At 69.2% G+C, this 20,298-nt stretch carries 17 protein-coding genes and 1 pseudogene; 12 read left to right on the plus strand and 6 right to left on the minus strand.

The features are described 5' to 3' along the window. The first annotated feature begins 59 nt into the window (after positions 1-59). A complete protein-coding gene (locus ABZ671_RS27220) occupies positions 60-1,604 on the plus strand; it encodes a hypothetical protein (RefSeq protein ID WP_357863364.1) in 1,545 nt (514 codons plus the stop codon). Positions 1,605-1,619: 15 nt separating this feature from the next. Here ABZ671_RS27220 and ABZ671_RS27225 read toward each other — a convergent pair whose 3' ends face one another. Next, positions 1,620-2,078: a hypothetical protein gene (locus ABZ671_RS27225; protein ID WP_357863367.1), complete on the minus strand. Its 459-nt coding sequence runs from the start codon at positions 2,076-2,078 to the stop codon at positions 1,620-1,622. On the opposite strand from ABZ671_RS27225, the gene ABZ671_RS27230 reads away from it, so the two are divergent. The 7 genes from ABZ671_RS27230 (at position 2,070) to ABZ671_RS27260 (ending at position 9,851) form a co-directional block, all read left to right on the plus strand. Then, positions 2,070-2,198 carry a hypothetical protein gene (locus ABZ671_RS27230; protein WP_357863370.1) on the plus strand — a complete coding sequence of 43 codons (129 nt, stop codon included), beginning with the start codon at positions 2,070-2,072 and terminating at the stop codon, positions 2,196-2,198. The genes ABZ671_RS27225 and ABZ671_RS27230 overlap by 9 nt on opposite strands. A 292-nt stretch (positions 2,199-2,490) precedes the next feature. Next, on the plus strand, positions 2,491-2,880 hold the full coding sequence (locus ABZ671_RS27235; protein ID WP_357863372.1) for a DUF1257 domain-containing protein: 390 nt from the start codon (positions 2,491-2,493) through the stop codon (positions 2,878-2,880). Between the two features lie 3 nt (positions 2,881-2,883). After that, entirely contained in the window at positions 2,884-3,084 is a 201-nt protein-coding gene (locus tag ABZ671_RS27240) for a DUF2997 domain-containing protein (protein WP_357863375.1), read from the plus strand. Beyond that, positions 3,075-3,653 carry a 4Fe-4S single cluster domain-containing protein gene (locus ABZ671_RS27245; protein ID WP_357863377.1) on the plus strand — a complete coding sequence of 193 codons (579 nt, stop codon included), beginning with the start codon at positions 3,075-3,077 and terminating at the stop codon, positions 3,651-3,653. Before ABZ671_RS27240 ends, ABZ671_RS27245 begins: the two co-directional genes overlap by 10 nt. After that, on the plus strand, positions 3,650-5,191 hold the full coding sequence (locus ABZ671_RS27250; protein ID WP_357863380.1) for an AAA family ATPase: 1,542 nt from the start codon (positions 3,650-3,652) through the stop codon (positions 5,189-5,191). The genes ABZ671_RS27245 and ABZ671_RS27250 overlap by 4 nt, the downstream gene beginning before the upstream one ends. 90 nt (positions 5,192-5,281) lie before the next feature. Continuing rightward, a complete protein-coding gene (locus ABZ671_RS27255; RefSeq protein WP_357863382.1) occupies positions 5,282-8,227 on the plus strand; it encodes a hypothetical protein in 2,946 nt (981 codons plus the stop codon). 10 nt (positions 8,228-8,237) lie between these two features. Continuing rightward, positions 8,238-9,851, plus strand: a complete 1,614-nt coding sequence (locus ABZ671_RS27260) for an Hsp70 family protein (protein WP_357863384.1) — start codon at positions 8,238-8,240, stop codon at positions 9,849-9,851. Here the strand turns inward: ABZ671_RS27260 and ABZ671_RS27265 are convergent. From ABZ671_RS27265 to ABZ671_RS27280, 4 genes are all read right to left on the minus strand, one after another. Then, positions 9,767-10,786 (minus strand): hypothetical protein, encoded by a 1,020-nt coding sequence (locus ABZ671_RS27265; RefSeq protein ID WP_357863387.1) that lies wholly within the window; start codon positions 10,784-10,786, stop codon positions 9,767-9,769. The genes ABZ671_RS27260 and ABZ671_RS27265 overlap by 85 nt on opposite strands. A 344-nt stretch (positions 10,787-11,130) precedes the next feature. Continuing rightward, positions 11,131-12,126: a hypothetical protein gene (locus ABZ671_RS27270; RefSeq protein ID WP_357863389.1), complete on the minus strand. Its 996-nt coding sequence runs from the start codon at positions 12,124-12,126 to the stop codon at positions 11,131-11,133. Between the two features lie 3 nt (positions 12,127-12,129). After that, positions 12,130-12,636, minus strand: coding sequence for a hypothetical protein (locus tag ABZ671_RS27275; RefSeq protein ID WP_357863392.1), 507 nt, complete (start codon positions 12,634-12,636; stop codon positions 12,130-12,132). A 68-nt stretch (positions 12,637-12,704) separates the two neighbouring features. Further along, the gene (locus tag ABZ671_RS27280) at positions 12,705-15,422 is read right to left on the minus strand and encodes a CHAT domain-containing protein (protein ID WP_357863395.1); all 2,718 of its coding nucleotides are present in this window, start codon (positions 15,420-15,422) and stop codon (positions 12,705-12,707) included. A 489-nt stretch (positions 15,423-15,911) separates the two neighbouring features. Here ABZ671_RS27280 and ABZ671_RS27285 point away from each other — a divergent pair, with 489 nt between their 5' ends. Continuing rightward, positions 15,912-16,130, plus strand: coding sequence for a transposase family protein (locus ABZ671_RS27285; protein ID WP_357863406.1), 219 nt, complete (start codon positions 15,912-15,914; stop codon positions 16,128-16,130). Between the two features lie 169 nt (positions 16,131-16,299). On the opposite strand, the pseudogene ABZ671_RS27290 reads toward ABZ671_RS27285, so the two are convergent. Next, positions 16,300-17,687 (minus strand): annotated as a pseudogene (locus tag ABZ671_RS27290) (IS1380 family transposase). Positions 17,688-17,885: 198 nt separating this feature from the next. Between ABZ671_RS27290 and ABZ671_RS27295 the strand changes: the two are divergent. The 3 genes from ABZ671_RS27295 to ABZ671_RS27305 all read left to right on the plus strand — a co-directional run. Further along, complete coding sequence (locus tag ABZ671_RS27295; RefSeq protein WP_357863397.1) at positions 17,886-18,401, plus strand: hypothetical protein; 516 nt, start codon at positions 17,886-17,888, stop codon at positions 18,399-18,401. 541 nt (positions 18,402-18,942) lie between these two features. Next, positions 18,943-19,440 (plus strand): hypothetical protein, encoded by a 498-nt coding sequence (locus ABZ671_RS27300; RefSeq protein WP_357863400.1) that lies wholly within the window; start codon positions 18,943-18,945, stop codon positions 19,438-19,440. Then, positions 19,430-20,298 (plus strand): site-specific integrase (locus ABZ671_RS27305; protein WP_357863403.1); only part of this gene is annotated, 869 nt, incomplete at its 3' end. The genes ABZ671_RS27300 and ABZ671_RS27305, both read left to right, overlap by 11 nt.

A 20,298-nucleotide genomic window follows, 5' to 3' on the forward strand; every position in this document is an offset into this window, starting at 1 on the left:
TCGGGCAGGATGGCGGGGTGATCTGGGGGAGACGGAGCAGCGGGGTTCAGCGGCCAGCGGTGGGGGAGGTCGGGCCGCTCGGGGCGGTGCACGTCGCGGTCGACGATGCCGCCGCGGGGCGGTGGGAGGCGTTGGACCATCTGGTCGAGGTGCTGATCGAGGTCGATGCTGCCGGTGATGAGGTAGCGGCGCGATCGGCGTTGAGGCTGGTGGCAGGCGTTGCGGGTTTGGTGGCCCGGTTGGACCGGCACGCGCGGCAGGCAGCGTGGTATGGCCCGTACCAGGAGTCCGCATTGCGGCGGGTCGGGGCGCGTTTCTCGGTCGCGACGTCGGGGCCTGTCGCGATGGCGCTGGCGAGCATGCATGGTGACGGGCGGATCCGGGCACGCGCGGTCGCGGCGATGGTCGATCGGCCGTGCCCGGAGGTGATGCCGTTCCTCGTGCTTCGTGGCGGTGATTGGGTCAAGCCGGTACGGGATCGGGCGCGGGCCGGGCTGGCGTTGTTGCTCGCCGACGATCCGGGTGGCTGTCTGCCGGCGGTGCTGCCGATGGCGTTGCGCCTCGACGCGCGACTGCGGGGTGGCTTCGCCGTCACGCAGATACGGGCGGTGTTGCTGTCGGCGCCGGCGGAGGTGTGGCGTGGGCTGCTGGGATCGGGTGGTCGCAGGCAGCGGCGGTTCGTGTTCGACATTGTCCTGGCTCAGGGCTGGCTGCGTCTGCCCGACCTCGTGACCTGCGCCGAGGCTGACTCGGATGTGGGGATTCGGGTCCGGTCGGCTGAGGCGGCCTGCCGTGAGGCGGTCTGGACCCGCCGGCATGACGTTCTGCGTCGCCTGGCCCGGTCGGTTCGTGCGGAGGTGCGGGTGTTGGCGTTGACCGGGCTGGTCCGGGTCGGTCAGGACAGCGACGTTGCCGCGTATCTGGATGATGGTGCGCCGTTGGTCCGGGCTGTGGGCCGGGACGCGGCTCGCCGGCTCGGCATCGACGCTCGGGAGCATTACCGGACCGCGGTCAGCGCCGGAGAACCGGCGTTGGGTGCGATCGTTGGGCTTGCCGAGACCGGCTCGGCAGCGGACGCCCCGTTGCTGCGGCCGCTGCTGACCCACTCGCAAGCCAGGGTCCGTGCCCAGGCGGTACGAGGCCTGCGCCTGCTCGATGCGGTTGTCGCGCAGGAGGTGCTTGCGCTGCTGCGGGATCCGTCGCCGGCGGTGGTCCGGGAGGTGACCACCGCGCTGCGGCCCTTGACCGGTGCCCTGCCGCCGGGCCTTCCGTGGCAGCTGCTCGGGGACGCCCGGGTGGAGTTGCGTCGGGCCGGCTACCGCCTCCTGCGTGGCCACGGCGTCGACGTCCAGTTGCGCGCTGCCCTGATGCTTACCCTCGACCCGGACCCTCGCCTAGCCGAACGTGGCAAGGCCGACGTGACCCGCCTCGCCCGGGACGGCGCACGAACCACTTGGCGCCGCACTCCATTACCCGAGCTGCCAGTCACCGCCGCGCAGCACGGCGAGCTTGCCGCGTTGGCGGCACGAGCTGCGGCGGCACTCGGCGAGGACACCAGCCGGCTGCTCACCACCTGGCTGGCGCGTACCCGCCCCGGCGCATGAGTGCGCCCCGCCTGACTATGGTCCGTGACCGATCCCGGGCCGGCGGATCTGCTCGTGTGTCTGCGTACGGACATGCCAGGTGTTGAGGTTTGCCCATTGCGCGGAGGCCGGCAGCCATCCGTGGTCCAGTCGGTGGGCAATCGCGCGCTTGGCGGCCGAATCCAGGGTCTCGGGCAGGTGGTCGAACGAGGCGGGCCAGACATCCAGCAGCGAGAAGACTTCCTGGCCGTCTCGCATCGTCAGCAGCAGCATGCACCGCCAGTGCGGGGATAACTCAGGCCGCCGCCCGGCCCAGTGCACGAACACGGGGCGTAGGTAGTGCACGGCCTCAAGGGCGGCGTATTCGGCGAGCCAGCCGGCGCCGTGGTTGCGGTTGAACCCGTATGCAATCGCCTCGGCGTCCAGCCGGATGAGTTCGGCGGTGTCGATCGCCTTGACGGTTCGGGGAACGCCGTCCTGGTCTGCATGGAGCATCTGGTCGCGGCGGACGGCAGGATCGCCGAACTGGCCGCGATGCCACCAGGCACCGAGGCCCGGCGGCCCAACCCGCGTGAGCCCTGGCGCTTACAGCAGCACACCTACGCCGACGCGTAGGCCCTCACCCGGTGCCGGTCCGATACCCACCGTTATTGGGGGGCAAGAGGACTTCTTGCTCATTTACTCCGGGCTGGCGGCACACCCGTCGAATATGCCGACATCAATGCGAGAGTGTCGCGTATTGCACGTCGCCCCCGATGCGCTCGGCGATGATCGGCCGAACGGCGCAGCGACGTACCTTCCCGTATGTTGCAAGGAAACGGCGCGGCTGAAAGGGTTCTGTCCCTGGCCAGGCGGGCAGCCGGGCGGCGATCTTGACTGATATCGTCTCTGCGCTGAGAGGATGTGGATGTCGCATTTCACGCGGGTTCGGACGCGGCTGGTGGACGAGCGAACGATCCGGGGGGCACTGGCTCGGATGGGCTACGAGGTTCTCCCACCAGGCAACGGTGTCCACGGCTGGCGGGGTCAGAAGGCAGACGCGGCCTTCAAGGTGCGCCCGGCCGGGACGAAGTATGAAATCGGCTTCGTGCCGGAGTCAGGCCGGGGGTTTACCGTCGTCGCGGACTGGTGGGGCGTGGACGTGTTGCCCAAGGACGCGTTCATGCAGCGCCTGACCCGCGAGTACGCGCTGGTCGGCACCGTTTCCGCGCTGGCCGAGCAGGGCTTCGAGGTGCAGGAGCAGGTGGAGAAGGAGTCGGGGGAGATCCGGGTGGTGCTGCGCCGGGTGGGTGCCTGAGACATGGCCGAGGAGATTCTCGAGGTGACCATCAGCCCTCAGGGCAAGGTGGAGATGCACATGCGTGGCGTGGAGGGGATGGCCTGCCTCGCCATGACCCAGCAGCTGGTCGACCTGCTCGGCGGCGACGTCGAGAGCCAAGAGCTGACCGCCGAGGCCTACGTCGAGGTCGAGGGGGAACTGCAGGACCAGGTGTGGCACTGAGCGCGTCCGTGCCCTGGCGGATCCACGCGACCCTTCCCCGCTCGCGGGCCAACGGCCCAGGGGAGCGGTTCGTGGTCTGGACCCAGGGCTGTTCATTGGGCTGCGCCGGCTGTTTCAATCCGGAGACGCACCCGGCTGGCAGCGTCGCGCGTGAAGTTGCGAACGTGGTCCGCGAGGTGTTGGCGACGCCGGGGATCGAGGGCGTGACCGTCACCGGCGGCGAGCCGCTGGAGCAGCCGGAGGCGCTGGCCGCTTTTGTGGCCGGGGTACGCCGCGCCGGGCTGGGCGTCGTCGTGTTGACCGGGTTCAGCCGTGCGGAGATCGCGACGGACCCGGCGCTCACGGCGGCGGTGGCAGGTGTAGATCTGGTGATCGCCGGCCGGTATAACCGACGTCTTCACCTCGGTGCTGGGCTGCGCGGGTCGAGCAACAAGGAGTACTGGGACCGGACGGGCCGGTACTCGGCGGCAATGCTCTCGGCCGTACCCGAGGTTGAGGTGTTGATTGGGCGGGATGGGACGGTGACGGTGACTGGGATGGTGGCGGCACCGGGCGGGGGTGGGCAATGACAATCAACGAGGAGATCCGGCTGTACCTGCGGGCGCGGGTTCCCCTGATCGTCCTGGTCACTGTGGAGGAGCAGCGGGCGCTGGACGTGCTGGATCGCGTGCGCCGAGACCGGGACTCGAACGCGGACCTCGTCACGTGGGACGTCGCCGACCGGTTCCGATCGGCTAGCGGCCGGCAGTTGCCGGACGCAGCTAACCCCGATGGGGCGCTCGACAAGATCCGGGGGCTGGTCGATGCCGCCCCGGATCGGCGCGACCTTTATGTGCTCAAGGACTTCCACGAATTCTGGGCGAAGAACCCGAACGTGAAGCGCAAGCTGCGCAATCTCTCCCACCGGCTCGTGTACAGCGGCGCGTCGCTGGTGGTGACGACCCCCGCCCGGGACGTGCCGGCAGAGCTGCGCGATGACGTGGTCGTGGTCGACATGCCGCTGCCGGATGCCGCGGCGCTGCGAATGCAGCTCGACGATCTGATCAGCAATACCAGCGGTGTCCGCGCCGACCTGACGGCGCATGGCCGGACGCGACTGGCCCAGGCGGCGCTGGGCCTGACGTCGACCCAAGCCACTCGGGCATTCGCAAAGGCGATCGTGCGTGATCAGGTGCTTGACGAGCGCGATATCCAGGCCGTGCTGGAGGAGAAGAAGGCGGTCATCCGCCAGTCACAGGCGCTGGAGTTCTACTCGGCGGACGAGACGCCCGACGACGTCGGCGGCCTGGAGATGCTGAAACACTGGCTGACACTGCGGGAACGGGCATTCGGGGAGGAGGCCGCCGCGTACGGCCTGCCCGCACCGAAGGGAGTTGCGCTGATCGGCATCCCGGGTACCGGCAAGAGCCTGACCGCCAAGATGGTCGGCGGCCTATGGCGACTGCCGCTGCTGCGGCTGGACGTGGGCGCGCTGTTCGGCTCGCTGGTCGGCGAGTCCGAGGAACGAGTCCGCCGGGCGCTGGACCTAGCCGAGACCGTGGCGCCGTGCGTGCTGTGGATCGACGAGCTGGAGAAATCGCTGGCGAACGGCGGCAACGACGGCGGCACCAGCCAACGCGTCTTCGGCACGATCCTCACCTGGATGCAGGAGAAGACCAAACCCGTCTTCGTCGTCGCCACGGCGAACGACGTGAGCGCCCTGCCGCCGGAGATGCTACGCCGCGGCCGGTTCGACGAGATCTTCTTTCTCGACCTGCCGACAGAGGCGGAGCGGCGCGAGATCATCGCCGTGCACCTGCGCAAGCGCGGCCGTGAACCGCGAGCGTTCGACGTGCCGCTGCTCGCCCGGGTGTCCGACGGGTACGTCGGCGCCGAACTGGAGCAGGCGGTCATCGACGCGATGTATCGAGCGTTCTCCGAGGGCGGGCGGGACATCACCACGGACGACATCGCCGCCGCGATCCGCCGCATGGTGCCGCTGAGCCGCTCGCAGCGCGAGACGATCGGCAACCTGCGGGCATGGCTACGCGACGGGCGGGCCCAGTCGGCGTCGTTCGCCGAGGCCTCCGTCGCGGCGCAGACGCAGGTCCAACTGGAACTCGCTTAGGACACGCGGCACTGGTGGGATGCGGCAATGGTGAGTGAGCACCGCGCGCGCAGATGGACTCGGCGCGCGACGCGCAGCCGGAAGGACGGCATGTTCGGCTTCCGCGCACGCCGGGCGTGGCGGCGGCTGGCCAAGGCCGCTACGAGCGGGGATCCGGTCGCGCTGTCCATGCTGCGCGGGCTGTCGGAGGCCCCTGCCTCCCCCCGGCAGCGGGATGCACAGGCGACGATCGCCGGCGTCTGGGTCGCCACCCGGGACCCCGACCTCCGTGCGGTGGTGGTCAGGACCGGCGCCCTCGCCGACGGCAGAGCGGGCCTGGTCACCGCCGCGCTTCACAACCGGTTGCTCGAATACTGGTCGCCCGCCGACGCGCCCGACGCCGCTGCGCTGCTGGCCGACCCCGACGGGCAGGTACAAGCGGGTACGGTGACCGCGCTGCAGGCGGCGACGATCGACCTGCTCGCCGCGCTGTGGGGTGCCGTGGAGGACGAGACGCGGCGAACCCCCGACGGTGCCGCCGCCCCCTGGTGGACCGGGCCACTGCCCATGGCCCTGCTGGCAAACCCGTCCCCTCCGCCGCCGCCCTCACTGGACGCGCTGTGGCGCACCTGGCTGGCCGCGCCGGACGACGTGCTGTGGCGGGCATTGAGCCGCTGGCGGGTGCCCGGCTCCGCCGACGACGTCCAGGCGTTGAGCCGCATAAGCGTCGACCCGGATCCCCTCAGGCTCGACTCGCCGGGCATGCGGCCGGCGCTGCTGGACGCCGCCGGTAGGGGTGGGCATCCAATCGCTGCGATTGCCCAGGCACGGATTCTCGCGGCGCGGGACAAGCCGCTGGTGGACGCGGTCTGCGACGCGGCGCTGACCCAGCCCGTGCTCGCGTCATTCTGCCGGACGAACCGGCTCGCTCCCGTCGATCCCCTGCGTCGATCGATGTTCCGCCTGCTCACCGACGACACCGAACGGTCCCGGGAGCTGAGTCCGAAGGCGCGCGCCGACGTCGTCGCCGCGATGCGCACCCCCGGCGAGCTGCTCGCCTCACTGTGGCGGGTCGCCGGTGACGAGCCCCCCGACGAGTCGCGGCCACGATGGCAGGCGCCGCTGACCGCGACGCTGCTGGCCCACTCGGCGCCTCCTCCGGCGTCGGCCCTGGACGCGCTCTGGATGGAGTGGCTGGTCACTCCGAACCCGGTCCTCTGGAAGGCGTTGAGCACCTGGCAGGTGCCCGGCTCGTCCGACGACGTGCGAGGCCTGAGCCTGGTCGCGATCGAACCCGACGCCCGCCGGCTGGCCGCGGACGACCTGCGGCCGACGCTGCTGGATGCGGCGGCCTGGGGTGACCACCCGCTCGCGGCTATCGCCCAGGACAAGATCGTCGCAGCGGACGACCAGGGCCTGGTGGACGCGGTCTGCGAGGCGGCACTGGCCAAGCCCGAGCTGGCAGCGTTCTGCAGGGCACACAAGCTCGCGCCTGCGGACCCCGTCCGCCGTTCGATGTTCTTCGTCCTGACCGGCCAGCCGGAGCAGCTACAGGCGCTCGACCCAGACGGCGCATTGCTGTCGCTGGCCTACACCAGCGCGGACAAGGCGACCCGCAGCCGCCTACGGAAGGAGATGTTGTCCAGCGGCGAGCTGGACCTGGTGCGGGTTCTTGTCGGCGAGGACCGGCGCGGACGCATCCAGACGATGGCCGAGGCCGAGGTCCGGTACCTGGCCGAGCAGCTCGCTGAACGCGGCGCCTGGTCGGACCTGTGGAGGATCGTCCTGGACCTGCCCCTGCTGCGTGCGACGCAGATGATGGCGCTCTTCAGCGACGGGTGGCGACCCGGCGACGAAGACTCCCGGGAGCTGTTCCACCGGCTGGCCACCGTGGATCCGGCCGCGCTCGAACGCGGCGTGAAGAAGATGCGGAAGATCTGGCCGCTCGCGGTCCAGCAGGCGCGGATTACCTTCCAGGGGCGCGTGAACGACGTCTCGTTTGCGCCCGACGCACCGCTTCTGGCGGTGGCCGGCTCGGCCCGCATCGCTGGCGTCGTGGACCTCACCCGGGGGCGGCTAGTCGAGCGGTACGAGGGGTTTGGTGCCTCGGTGGGCCGGGTTCTGCATGTGGGCGGCGGCATGTTTCTGGCCGGAGAGCGCACCAACAACGCAATCAACGAGTGCCGGGTGCTGCGGTGCGCCAACCGCCGATCGGAAATCGTTGCGCGGGTGCGGGGCACGGTGACGTCGCTGGCGCCGGTGGGTGCTGACCGGTTCGTCGCCGGAACCCGCGCCGGAGACCTGTTGCTGGGGCCGATCGTGGGTGAGCCGCCAACGTCGGTGCCGGTGTCCCGTTTGGGCCTCGACCGCTACGATGACTGGCCTCGTACGGTGGCGGCGGACCCTGCCGGGGAGAGGCTGTCGGTGCTCGGCCGCAGCCTCGTGCTCGCGGACGCTGACGCCTCGCGCGTGCTGGCCCGGGGCTACCAGCAGACCGTGGTGGCCCGGGCGCTGCTGCTTGGCCCAGACCTGCTCGCCACCTCCGACCAGAGCGGCAACGTCAACGTGCTCCGGCGCGCGAACAGAGTCCTGCGGCCGGTCGCGCAGATGTCCGTGCCGGGACTGGGCGGTCTGGCGGCGGTCGGCTCCAGGAAGCAGATCGTCGTCGCCAACCGCGCGGGGGACCTGCTGTTCCATGACGAAGCCACGCTCGCCCCGGTGGGCCACGTGCCAGGCCCCGGTCTCGGACAGGCGACGAGCTTGCATGTCGACGCGCGCGGAGACTTCCTCGCCGTCGGATACGCCGCCGGGTACACCGACGTTTACGACCTGCGGGTCGGAGATGTGCCGTCGCTCGTCACGCGACCGCTGGCGGGCATGGTGCCGGCCCACCTCGGCGTGCTCACCGCTGCCCGGAAGGCCCGGGCGGCCAGCAAGTCGCCCTCCCTGGTGCTCGATCTGCTCCAGGCGTGCCTGGAGCACCGGTTCCGGTTCGACATCGAAATCAGCGACACCGTTACGCTCGCCGCCGGCGAGTACGACATCGCTCTGGCCTAGAGGAGCGCGCATGGCGACACGGATCGGGATCGACTTCGGCACCGCGAACACGGTGGTGGCCCACTGGGACCCCACGCTCGACCGAGGTGAACCGATCGCCCTGGACGGTCTGGACCTGCTGCGCCCGGCCGCAGCTGGAATCAGCCAGCGGGTGGTGCCATCACGCATCGCGTACGCGGTGGATTCGCAGGCCCGGGCGGTCGGTGCGAACGTGACCGAGGAAATGTTCACCGATCCGCGCTACGCGGTGTTTCGATCTACCAAGAGCGTTATCACCGGCCGGATCAAGGACATCTCGCGGGCCATCGGGGCACGTTCGATCAGCCCGCGGGAGGCCGCCACCCGGTTCCTCAGCGATGTGGTCGCAGCCACCATGTTCGCCGTCGATGCGGCTGATCTGGAGATCGTCGCTACCGCGCCAGTGGAGGCGTTCGACACGTACCGCGACTGGCTCGTCCGGGAGGTCGGCGATGAGGTAGGCCTCGCCCGGCTACGTGTCGTGGACGAGGCCACGGCGGCGGCGGTCGGCTATAGCGCCCGATTGAATCCGGGGGACACGTTCCTCGTCTTCGACTTCGGCGCCGGCACCCTCGACATCTCCGTGGTGCGCGTACAGGACCCCGAGGCGAGCCAGAGCGGTGGCGCTGGCGTGCGAGTGGTCGGGAAGTCCGGCATCGATTTCGGCGGCGACAACATCGACCTGCTGCTAGCCGAGCATGTCGCCGCCAGCGCTCGGCTGCCGTTCGGCGACACCCACCTCTACAACCAGCTATTCGGTCAGCTCCTCCGCTCGGCCGAGGCGGCGAAGGTGGCCCTTACGTCGGCGGCCCAGGCCACCATCCGAGCGGCCGATCCGGACACAGGCATCGAGTATGCCGCCGACATCACGCGAGGCGAGTTTGACTCGCTGCTGCGCGACCGGGACGTCACCGGTCGGGTGGGCCGCGCCCTGCGCGCCGCCTTGGACAAAGCAGCTGCAGCCGGGTTTCTCGCCGACGAGATCCGGCACGTCTTTCTCGTGGGTGGCACGAGCCTCATTCCTGCCATCCAAGATGTCATTTACATGCAGTTTTCCCGCGATCGAGTGCACGTCGACCGGCCACTTGAAGCGGTCGCCGCCGGCGCGGCCGGGATCGCAGGCGGTTACGAACTGCACGACCACATCCAGCATGACTACGTGATCCGCCACGTCAACCGAGACACGGGAGTGTACGAGTTCGAGCAGCTCGTGCCTGCCGGTACCGAGTACCCTACGCCAGCGCCGATTAAGAGCATGACAATCAAGGCGGTCCGTGACGGACAGCGCAACCTCGGTTTGGCCATTTACGAACGCGCCCACGCCACCTACCGCGACGCAAGTGCGGACCTGGAGATCATGTTCGATGCAGCCGGCGGCGCTCGTGCTGTGGCCATCACCAGCCAACAGCGGCAGGAGCGCTCGAGCCTCTGGCTCAACGAGGACAGCCCGACGTTCCTTGAGGCCGAACCACCTGCGCGCGCCGGTGCCGACCGGTTCCGGCTCGACTTCCGGGTCGATGCTCAGAAGCGACTCACCGTTTCTGCTTTCGACCTTGAGCGGCGATCGTGGGTGCTCGACCAACAGCCGGTCGTCAGGCTGTCGTAACCAACGCGCCCGGCACGTTCGGTGGGGTCGAAAGCAGCGAGCTCGCGTTGACAGCTCTCGCCAACCTGCCCCAGAGTGCCGACGAGTCCCCGGGTGTCGAGCACACCGGCGAGGGGCTTGCTGCTGTCTGGTTTGACGAGCGCGCCGCGGCGCACCCAGACGTCGGTGGGGCGGCTCAGGTAATTGGTGGTCAGGATTGTCGCCCTGTGCGCGAGGAGGAATTCGAGGATCCGGTGCAGTTTCTCACTGTTGCGCGAGTACCGGCTGAGCGCGGACGTGTACAGCACGAGGTCGCCTTCTGCGGCCTTTCCGGGCAGGTCCACCAGTCTCTGGTCGAAGCGCGGGTCGATCGCGCTGAACACGGTCACCATGTCATCGTCAGACGGCGGCGCCGCGGCCACCTCGTCGCCGTCAGGCAGGCTGGGCACGGATGCCGAAGGCAGGCGCAGTGAACCGCGGCCGCCGTCGGCGAAGGTGTCGGTCAGCGCGTCCAGACGAGCCCATGCACGCGGGTAGCGCTCGGCCAGCCCGGCGAACGGGTTCGGACTCTGATCGTCGACGGGCTGGCGGCGGCGCGCGGCCAGCAGATGCGATAGCGGGCCGGCCGCGTACTGCGTCGCCGGGATGATCCCGTCGTCGAGCGGGCCGTCGTGGTGTGCCTGCTCGAGCAGGCTGTTACGGACCACGAGGGTGACCTTGGCCTTCAGGTCCAGCGGCGACTCCAGTGGCTTGTGGTCGAACACCTCCTCGACGAACGGCGCGATCAGCACGTCCTGCTCACGCTTCGGCAGGGCGGCCAGCGCCTCAGCCCGCTGCAACACGTCGTCGCCGATCCGGCGGGCCAGGTCCTCATCCACGTCGCACGCCTCAATCAGCATGCCGGGCAGCACGTCGCGGCAGTACACGACCATTTGAGTCGGATCAGGAGCGGCCATCCCTAGGCCTCCGTCGCATGTGGACCGTGCGTTGGCATTATCGCACCCAAGACATGCGAACACGTCGTCGCGACGGACTCGCCGTACGCGGCGATCTTTCAACACTGCGGAGGGCTAATGCGGGCAGCATGGCCTGCGCCTGCGTCGCCAGTCGGCACGAATGTGTTCCCGGGTCTGCTGGGCGGCGCACATCTCTGGCGGCTCCAACCCCACTCACCATCATGATCAACTTAGGCTACGCGGCATTGCGCCAGGAATGCCAGGTAGTGGTGGAACACATGGTCAGGGTGCTGCTGGGCGAAGGTGTCGTTGAGTAGCTTGATTCGATCCGGTGCTTCTGCTCGTCACATGGACATGGCGAGCAGGGCACCCGCGACTCCGGCTAGCAGCGTGAATACCGCCCACGCGGTCGACGGACGTAGCGTCCGCCCGCCCCTGGATGCACGAGGCGTGGCAGTAGGCGGCTCGGCGACTTCGGCGTCTAGGGGGATGTTGCGATGCCAGAACCGGGCCAGCGCAGCCCACTGCTCCGGGGTCTCCGGGCCGTCGATACCAAGCTTGGTGCGCAGCTGCAGCCGGTGGGCGTCGAATGTTACAGCAGTGTACGTGGCGTACAGTTGGGCGCTGGCCAACGCCGCGCGGTATGCGGCCCAGGCAGCGGCGGCGCAGCCCCAATACCAGGCGAGGACCAGCCACCATTGCCCACCGACGAGGAGCAGGTAGACCGCTGCGGCTGGGCCGAGCAGTGCCAAGAGCGTCGCGAATGTCATGTGGAGGGCCAGGGTTGATCGTATGGTGCCGAGGGTGCCAGCCCATGAGTCGGGCAGCACCGTGTACAGGCGTGGCCACACGATCGCGGCATTGATGCCATACCTGGTATGGGGGTATCGGGCGGCGACGTGCAGGACGTTACCGAGTGTCGTTGCCTGGAACTCGTCGGCGGCGCTGGCTGGCGGGTACCGCAGCCGCATCGCGTCGCGGCGCCCGGGAGTGAGCTCAGGGTCATCGGCCGCTCGCTGCGCCTTCCGGTGATGCCACGCGGCAGCCCGTTGGGCCAATACCCGCCCCGGTCCCCGGCTACCCCATCGTCCTTGAGCGACCGTCAAACTGAACGCGCCTGCGGCGTCGAGGACGTACGCGAGGACGAGGGCCGCGAGGACGAACGCCGCGCCGAGCACGGCCTGGGCACTGCCGCTCTGCCGGTTCCACCATGCCAGACCGACGCTCGCGCCATACCGGCTGATCGGCACGGCGACGACGAGACCGAGGAAGGCGACCGCTGGCAGCAGCGCGTTGACGACGAACCGCCGGTCGAGTACGCCCGTGATGGTGCCGAACACGGGCTACCGCCGGCCGATCATCAACGGATGGGCCGGCGGGGCCGGATTCGCGCAGACCGTCGGCGGGTCGGCCGAATATTCGAGCAGTTCGTTGAGGAAACCGCAGCCGGTCGCCGCGCATACCAATCGGGCGAGGGGCGCCTGTTCGAAGCCTGGCCACATCGCGTCCGTCTCGGTACCGAGTGGGCTGAACGTGCGCTGCGTGGGCAGATATGCGGGCGATGCCAGATGATCGACGACCACGTCGACTGGGAGGAGCCCGACTGGGCTGCCGTCGTCCGCGACCAGCAGCGCGTTGGTGGCGCCGAGGTCCAGGAGCGTGACGGCCGCCGATTCGACGAGTTCATCCATCGTCATGGTGGCGGGAAAGACCAATAGCGGTGGCAGTTGGGCGCGACTGGTCGCGCTCGTGGCCGGCAGCGGTGTGCTGGTGTTACGGGGAGCCACGATCGCGATGGTGGTATCCCCGCTCTTGAGGAGGACGTGTTGGGACAGCCCGGCCACCTGCATCGCGTCTTCTCGGGTGGCGGTGGCCGCGACCGCCGGCGGCAGCGGCTGCGCGTGGGCCGCGAGTGTGTTCAACGCCAGTCTCCGGTCAGGGCGAATCCCGCCCAGTAGTAGGGGTGAGAGAACGGTTTGAGGTCGTCGTCCGGGGGGCGGGGACGGCGCCCTGCATGGCGGGCGCGGGTCATGCCGGCCCGCGCGATCACCTGCTGTGGCTCGGGCAGCCGTCGGCTAAGAGATTCCCAGGCGGTGTACGCGTCGTCGAAGCGGCCGACGCGGTGGTACAGGTTGGCGATGTCCCGGTTGAGGAGCAACTCGGCCGGTTCGTCGCCGGCCGCCGTGGCGTCGTCTCGTGCCGACTCGCAGGCCCGGATCGCGTCCGGGAACGACGTGTCGCGCAGGCTCAGAGCAGCGCCGCGCAGCGCGACGGCGTGCCCGCTGCCCTCGCTGAGGCGGCGGTAGAAGTCGGTCATCAGCAGCCCGGTGGACACGTCCTCGACCGACCAGAGGCTCAGCACCGTGGCCGCGGCACCGCTGTAGAGCACGGCGCGGGCCAGGCCGAGCAGCTCGTCACCCGGTCGGTGCGCGCTCATGCCGCTCCGGCAAGCGGTCAGGGTCACCAGATCGGTGTCCAGCCGGACACGCATCAACTGGCTCACGTCGAACAGTTCGGGACGGTCCGGCTCGGCGCCGGCGAGCCAGACGCCGGAGCGCTGTGGGTCGCTGACGTCGAACTGTCCGTGGCAGGCGACATGCACGACATCGGCGTCGCGGGCCGCCTCGATGAGCGCGGCGGCGGTGGCCTCGGGTCCGATCCGGACCATACTTGTTGCGAAAAGCCGAGCGATCGCCCGAGCCTGGGTTCGAGAGTACGCGAGCGGCGCAGTCGGATCGGCGTCGGCTAGGACGGTCGCCCGTTCGAAGCGTCCCGTTCGGCGCCCCTGGCAGTAGGACATCGTTGACGCGCTCGGGGTATAGCAGACCGGATTGCGTTGCAGCACAGGCGCGTCGCCCAGCGTCAGCGCATGCATTGGGACAGGATGCAGCTGCCCGTGCGGAACGATCCAGGCCACGTCGCCCGGATCGGTCCAGTCGGCGATTGGTGCGACCAGCGGCGCGAGTTCATCCTGCCAACTGGTCCGTGCAACGGCCTCGGGACGCAGCTTGTCGCCAGCGAGTCGGGTCGAAACCGTGGCCAGAAGACCCTTAGGTAGCCTGATCGGGATCGACGCTGGCACGGCCAGGTCAGCGCGGCCGACGAGTAGGAGCATCAGCTCCTCGTGAAGCTGGTAGTACGAGAACAGCGTGGCGCGCTCCGGTGACGAGGCCAGCAGCGCCCGGACGGTGTGGTAGGAGCGCGGGGTCCCGTGGCGCATTTCGGCGTACTCCGCCTCGGCCGGGCCACCCCGCGACAGGCGCCGAACCACGCGTTCGAGTTTCCGCTCAGTGGTGCGAACCTCGGCGAGGGCGCGCCGCCGGGCGCCGCCGCCGGACTCAGCCAAGATACGCACCTGGTCGACGAGGTGGCCGCGGAGCTCGGCCTCGGTTGCGGCGAGCGATGAGCCTGGCAGCGGCGGTACGGTGTCGCCAAGCATCTCGAGGAACCGGCGGGAACGGGCGCGTTCGCTCAGCTCGTAGAGGCGGGGCAGGGCCACTGCTCGGAGCTTGGCGTTTGTGGCCCGCGCGATGGCGGCCGTGACCGCGATCGCGACGTCATAAGGCCCCATGACGCCGCCGACGTGCATCCGCGCCTGCTCATCCGCGAGGCCGCCCCGCATCGACTCGGCTGCGTCGACCGCCTCGTACGCCGCCTTTGCCGCCTCGGCGAGATCGGTGTCCATGAGCAGCCAGGCCATCTGACTCCGCGCGGCGATATACCACCACAGTTGTCCCTGCTTGGCCGCAGCATCGCCCGACGCCCGCAGCACTTCGAGGGCCTCCTGCTCGTCCCCGTGCTCGGCGAGGTACACGCCGCGCATAACCTCGTCGCGGATCGGGTTGTCGACGAGCGGGATCGGCGGCATCCTCTTTCCCTCGACCGCCGCCACGGCCATCAAGCGGATGGCGCCAAGGTGAGCGGAAGCCATCAGTTCCATGACCGAGACCCACGGGTCGTCCGGTCGCCCCTGCTCGCGCAGCATCGCGCCGAACCTGCCTGGCTCGTCGCCTGCGGCCGTCAGCGAATCGGCCTCGGCAATCAGCCGGCGGGCCTCAGCGCGATCGGAGCCGGACAGCGAAGTCGTCGTCACGGCCACAGCGGATGCCGCATGGTACATCGCCTCGCGGCGCAGCTCGGTGACAACATCCGGGCCCATGTACACCGATCGCAGCACCGCGAGCGCACCCCTCCGGTCACCGAGGCGCGCTAGCTGGCTGCCCAAGTTGATCCGCTGCACCGCCGCTTGGTTCGGGCAGCCGAGCCGCTGATATCGCTCGATGTTGTCCTCCCAAATGACCCTGGCATCATCGTCCCTCGTCAAACGCTGATAGATCGTGCCGCGAGCGGTTTGACATTCGATTCGGCCGAGCTCGATCAGCCGCTTGACGCCGTCCAAGATCGATGGGGCACAACGCGGCAGGAACCACTGCTCGACCGCCGTGAGCATCTCGTCGCCAGCGTCCGCCGCGTCGAGGCCGTCGCGCGGTGGCAGCATCGGCGTGGCTGCGGTCAGGTAGACCTCTTCCACCAACGAAATGTCGGGGTCCGATGCCGACAATGCGCTCACCCACCGCTGAATGAGCTTGCGGCGGCGCCATTTTCCAGCCGACAGCACTGACTCCGCAGTCGTCACTGAACTCCTCCCGGAACAGCCGACCAACAAAAAGACTCTTCCAACATCCGAACGATAATGATCAGTACAGCCAGACGGTATCGTCCTACCAGCCCACTAGGACAAGGCCGAAACGACGGTGAGCGCCTTGCTGACGTCGTCGGCGCAGCGGGGATCAGTAGCTGGATGGCGGACTCGGCTGACGCCGGCTGCTGTTGTTTGCCGGCAACTGCGACGATTGCGGGTTGGGGCGTACCCGAGGATGGCGCCACCGATGATCCAGGACGCGGCGGAGATTCCGATGCTCTTTAGGAAATCCAGTACGAGCATCCCGGTATACACGTATTTGTCACTGAGGTGATCTCAGCGACGCGAAAGTGTTGATTGGCGCGCACGGGCGAAAGTGATGAGATCGGACGGTGCTGGAAGTGGGCGGAAGGTCCTCGGTAGGTAGTTCTCACCACAAGATCACCCACACGGTGAGGACCCCACGTGATCGCATATCGTGCAATGGTCGACGTCCCCAGGGAACTCGTGCAGTACCTCGGTCGGCTGCTTGCAACGGAACGCCGAGCCAAGGGGACACGGCGCGACACCCGCGCGTTGACCTGCTTCTACCAGGCGCTCCTGGTCCTCGTCTGGTTCCGCAAAGGCGAGGACGCGACCCTGCTCGGCGCCGGGTTCGGGGTCTCCCGAGCCACCGTGTACCGCTACCTGGCTGAGCCTTGATCCACCGCCGCGGTTGGCTGCGATCACCGGTTGATCATTTCTGGGTGGGGTGAGTCGGTGGGTGTGCGGTAGCCGCCGATCGGGTGGTCGGCTTGCTCCGGTTGCGATTGTGCGGTGAATGGGGATTGTGGCCCGTGGTCGGGCCGCCTGGTTCTGCTGGTGGGTGTGGTCAGCCGGGGGCGGTCTGGACGGCGGTGAACAGGTTGTCGAACGCGGCTTGCCAGGGCCAGTGGTCGGGTAGGTGCAGGTGGATGGTGCGGGCTCGGTGCGCGAGGCGGGCGGCGACGTTGATGATGCGGGTGCGGATCGTGGCGGGCCGGGCGGTGCGGTAGGTGCTGCGGCCAGGTGTCCGGCGGTGCGGGTGAGGTTGTGGGCGATCGCGGCGCAGGTCAGCCAGGCGTCGTTCGCGCTGAATCGGCCGGAGGGCAGATGCGCCAGAGGCCCGGCGATCAGGTCCGCGTTGACCTGTTCGATGATCGCGTGGCCGCGGTGCTGGGCTTCGGCCTGCACCAGGGTGTACGGGCTGTCGGTGAACACCGCGTGATACCGGTAGGCCGGGATCAGTTCTTCCTGGCCGGTGACCTGGGCGGGGTCGTCGCGGCGGACCCGCCGCACGATCAGTCGGGCGGTCACCGCGTGCCGGGTGTTTTCGAAGGCGGTGTAGGTGGTTTCGGCGATCTGCGCGTCGGAGATCCACCGCCCGGTGTCTTCGTCCCAGACGGCCTGCGGGTGCTTGATGTCGACCCACTGCTGTTCGGTGATGCTGTCGCATGCGGCGCGGATCTTCGCGTCGACACGTGTGGTGACCGAGAACCTGACGTTGCGGCGCCGGCACGTGCCGATGACGGTCTTGGCGTAGAACGCCGAGTCGGCCCGCGCCACGATCTCCCCGGCCGCGCCACACGATCGGGCGGTCGTGATCGCTTCGGCGATCATGCTCGCCGCGCCGCGGGCGGACCCGGCGTTACCCGAACGTAGCCTGGTCGCGGCGATCACCGGCGCCGACAGCGGTGTGGACAGCGTGGCGACGAGCGGGTTGTAGCCGCGTAGGTAGACGTTGCAGCCGCCGACCTTGGTGTGGCCGAACCCGATGCCCTGCTTCTGCTTGCCGTAGACACGACGCAGCATCGAGTCGATATCCACAAAGCACAGCGTGTCGGCGCCGTCGAGGATCGGGGCCCGGCGGGCCAGGCCGATCAGGGTGTCACGGGCGGCGGCCTGCAACTGCCGCACGTGTCCGTGGGTGAACGTGCGTAGGAACGACCCGAGCGTCGACGGCGCGTACACACTCGTGAACAGCGACGGCATGCCACCGTGTCGGGCGATGTCGAGGTCGTCGATGCTGTCCGCGCCGGCGAGCATCCCGGCCACGATCGTGGCGACCTTCCCGGCAGGGTTGACGCCCTTGTCCGTCGGTAGCCGCACCCGGTCAGTGACCGCGTCATGCAGACCGGCCTGCTGGGCCAGGCGCATCACCGGGGCGAGGCCGGCACACGACACCAGATTCGGATCATCGAACGAGACGCGCGTCACCGGCGCGTCATGGCGTAATCTCACCGGCGAGGTGCCCTCTCGAGCCAGACGGTAGAAGCGTGAGAACTCCTATCCTTCCAGCTCAGAGGGCACTTTCTATCTCCGGGGTCCCGCCGACCCGACATTCATCGGTGGATCGAGGCTCAGAAGGGGCGGGCGTGGAAGACCGCCAAACTGCTGGCCGACATCGGCCGACCCGACGACGACGTGCGCGCGCTGCACGTGGCGCTGACCTGGTGCGAGGGGCCGGACCAGTCGTGGGTTGCTTGTGCGCTGGCGCGGCTGGGCCGGCTGGACCTCGTGCTGGACAAGATCGATCGTCTTCCGCGGGAGGTCGTGGTCAGCGCCGTCGCCGCACCGTATACCAGCTTCCGCAACCAGGCGGTCGCCGCGCCGCGGTTGGACTACCGGCCCCTGCAGGACGTCATCGAGCGCTGGCCGGCGTACGTTCCGGCGCTGGCCGAAGAGCTCAAGCCGGGGCGGGGGTACTGCGACATCACTCTCGACGAGGTGGACGAAGCGATCCCCGGGCTGACCACGTTGCACATCGTCATCCGTCGGCACGCGGTGTGCGTACTCGGCGAACGGCGTCTCGGTGCCGCCGTCGCCCGGCGGGTCCTTCCGCTTCTCGGACAGACCGTCAGCCAGGACCACCGTGCGGAGGCTGGCGATCCTGTCGCTGCGGTGGTGGCGCAAGGACTCCCACCGGCACGCGAACGTGGTGCGCGAGGCGCTTAACGACCCAGCCGCAGAGGTCCGCGAGGTCGCTGCCTACTGGCTGCGGGAACAGGTCAATCGACCGGATTGGCCGCCTTCGTGCTTTGGTGGGGGTGGCCCGGACATCTGTAACGACGGCGGCCTGGCGGCGGTCCTGGTGGCGGACCTCCGCGCCGCGGCGCCAGATCAGCGGGTTGAGGTCATCGGGGGCCGGTGGGCTGGGCAGTTCGATGAGGATTTCCTGGCGGGCGAACCGTATGGTCACTCGCCACCTCGACGACCCACCCTTGCCGAGATTCAGCGCCGCGTCGGGGGTTGCCATCGACGCGCCCTTCTCCCTGATGCCACACTGCTAAAATCACGGCATGAGCACCCATGCTGAGCATGGGTGCTGCAAATTTGTGTTCATCCCCCCTCGGACACCAGTCTTCGTGCGAGGTCACGGGAGCTGACCACTCTGGTGGCTCCCGATGAAGGCGCCGCGTAGCAGCCGTGCACACATCGACGATCAGGGCTCTCAGCGCGACGCGCTGAGGCCGCGCGAACGGCTGCGGCGGTCACCATGACGGCCGCCCGGCAACCGCCCCGCCGACGCCTCGACGAGCAGCTCATCGGCGCGGTCATCCCGACCCCGCTTTCTCGCCCGGCACCGCCCTCGGCTCCGATGCCGGCGCTGCCCGCAGCCCGCCTACCTGCGCGGGAACCGGTCGACGACCTCGTCTTCGACGTGGCCCGCCCGGACGCCGACGGCCGGGTGGCCGCCCGGGCGTTGCTGCGGGCGCTGCGCTGGCCGTCCGGTCACCGCCTCCACATCGACGCCACCGACGGCCTGCTCCTGATCACCGCCGCATCCGACGGGGCGCACGTCGTGGGCGCCCGCGGGGCACTACCGCTGCCCGCCGCGGCCCGGCAGATGTGCGGCATCACCTCGCACCAGGTGGTGCTGCTGGCAGCGATCCCCGCGCGCGATCTGCTCGTCGTGCACCCCTCGAACACCATCACGCGGCTCCTCGCGGACCTGCACGCCACCGCCCTCGGAGGCACCTCTCATGCCGGCTGATCCGTCACGCATCGTCACCGCCCAGCAGATGCTCGCCCATCTCGGCCTCACCCCGGCCGACCTCGCCGGCTACCCCGATACCTCCGGCCGCACGATGCCGACAGTCGCCGGGTACGTGCCTCGCGTTGCGGCTGCGGCCAGCCCGGGCACTCGGCGCACCTACGGCACCTACTGGGATCGGATGGTCGCTGTGCTTGGCCATCTGCAGTTGGACGAGGTGACTGCCAGCGACATCGAGGCCCTCATGCGGCAGGTCACCGCCACCGCCCGGTCCCGGCGCACCGGCCGGCAGGGCCGGCACGCGGGGGAGCACCTCATCGCGGCCGCCCGTGCCGTCTACCGCCGTACTATCGCCGACGGCTACCTCACTGCTGCGGACAGCCCGGCCCATCGGATCGCCAAGCCGCGCCGGCTGCCCAATCCCCGCCGTGCGCTCACGCCCGAGGAACTGCAGGACATCGACCTCGTGGCGCGTACCAGCGGCAACGACGTCATCCTCGACGCGCTGCTGCTGCGGCTGCACACCGAAACCGCCTGCCGACGCGGCGGTGCCCTCGCGCTGCGCCTGGTCGACCTCGACACTCGTCACTGCCTGGTCCGCCTCACGGAGAAGGGCGGCACCCTGCGGTGGCAACCCATCACCCCGATCCTGGCCGTCCGCCTTCAGGAGCACGCCCAGGCTCGGGGCGCGGTCCTGCCCACCGACCGGCTGTTGCGCTACCGCAACGGCCAGCCGATCAGCAGCCGCCGCTACGACCACCTGTGGAGACGCATCGGCGAGCGCCTGCCATGGGTCGCCGCGCAGGGCATCTCCACCCACTGGCTGCGGCACACCACCCTTACCTGGGTAGAACGCCA

This window comes from Micromonospora sp. NPDC006766 (assembly GCF_040636055.1).
Taxonomy (GTDB): Bacteria; Actinomycetota; Actinomycetes; order Mycobacteriales; family Micromonosporaceae; genus Micromonospora.

Coding starts and splice junctions, on each gene's coding strand:
- ABZ671_RS27225 (WP_357863367.1), bottom strand. CDS start 2,078: ATGCTCCATGCAGACCAGGACGGCGTTCCCCGAACCGTCAAGGCGATC.
- ABZ671_RS27265 (WP_357863387.1), bottom strand. CDS start 10,786: ATGGCCGCTCCTGATCCGACTCAAATGGTCGTGTACTGCCGCGACGTG.
- ABZ671_RS27240 (WP_357863375.1), top strand. CDS start 2,884: ATGGCCGAGGAGATTCTCGAGGTGACCATCAGCCCTCAGGGCAAGGTG.
- ABZ671_RS27250 (WP_357863380.1), top strand. CDS start 3,650: ATGACAATCAACGAGGAGATCCGGCTGTACCTGCGGGCGCGGGTTCCC.
- ABZ671_RS27300 (WP_357863400.1), top strand. CDS start 18,943: ATGACGGCCGCCCGGCAACCGCCCCGCCGACGCCTCGACGAGCAGCTC.
- ABZ671_RS27260 (WP_357863384.1), top strand. CDS start 8,238: ATGGCGACACGGATCGGGATCGACTTCGGCACCGCGAACACGGTGGTG.
- ABZ671_RS27235 (WP_357863372.1), top strand. CDS start 2,491: ATGTCGCATTTCACGCGGGTTCGGACGCGGCTGGTGGACGAGCGAACG.
- ABZ671_RS27255 (WP_357863382.1), top strand. CDS start 5,282: ATGTTCGGCTTCCGCGCACGCCGGGCGTGGCGGCGGCTGGCCAAGGCC.
- ABZ671_RS27230 (WP_357863370.1), top strand. CDS start 2,070: ATGGAGCATCTGGTCGCGGCGGACGGCAGGATCGCCGAACTGGCCGCG.
- ABZ671_RS27275 (WP_357863392.1), bottom strand. CDS start 12,636: ATGCAGGTGGCCGGGCTGTCCCAACACGTCCTCCTCAAGAGCGGGGAT.
- ABZ671_RS27285 (WP_357863406.1), top strand. CDS start 15,912: ATGGTCGACGTCCCCAGGGAACTCGTGCAGTACCTCGGTCGGCTGCTT.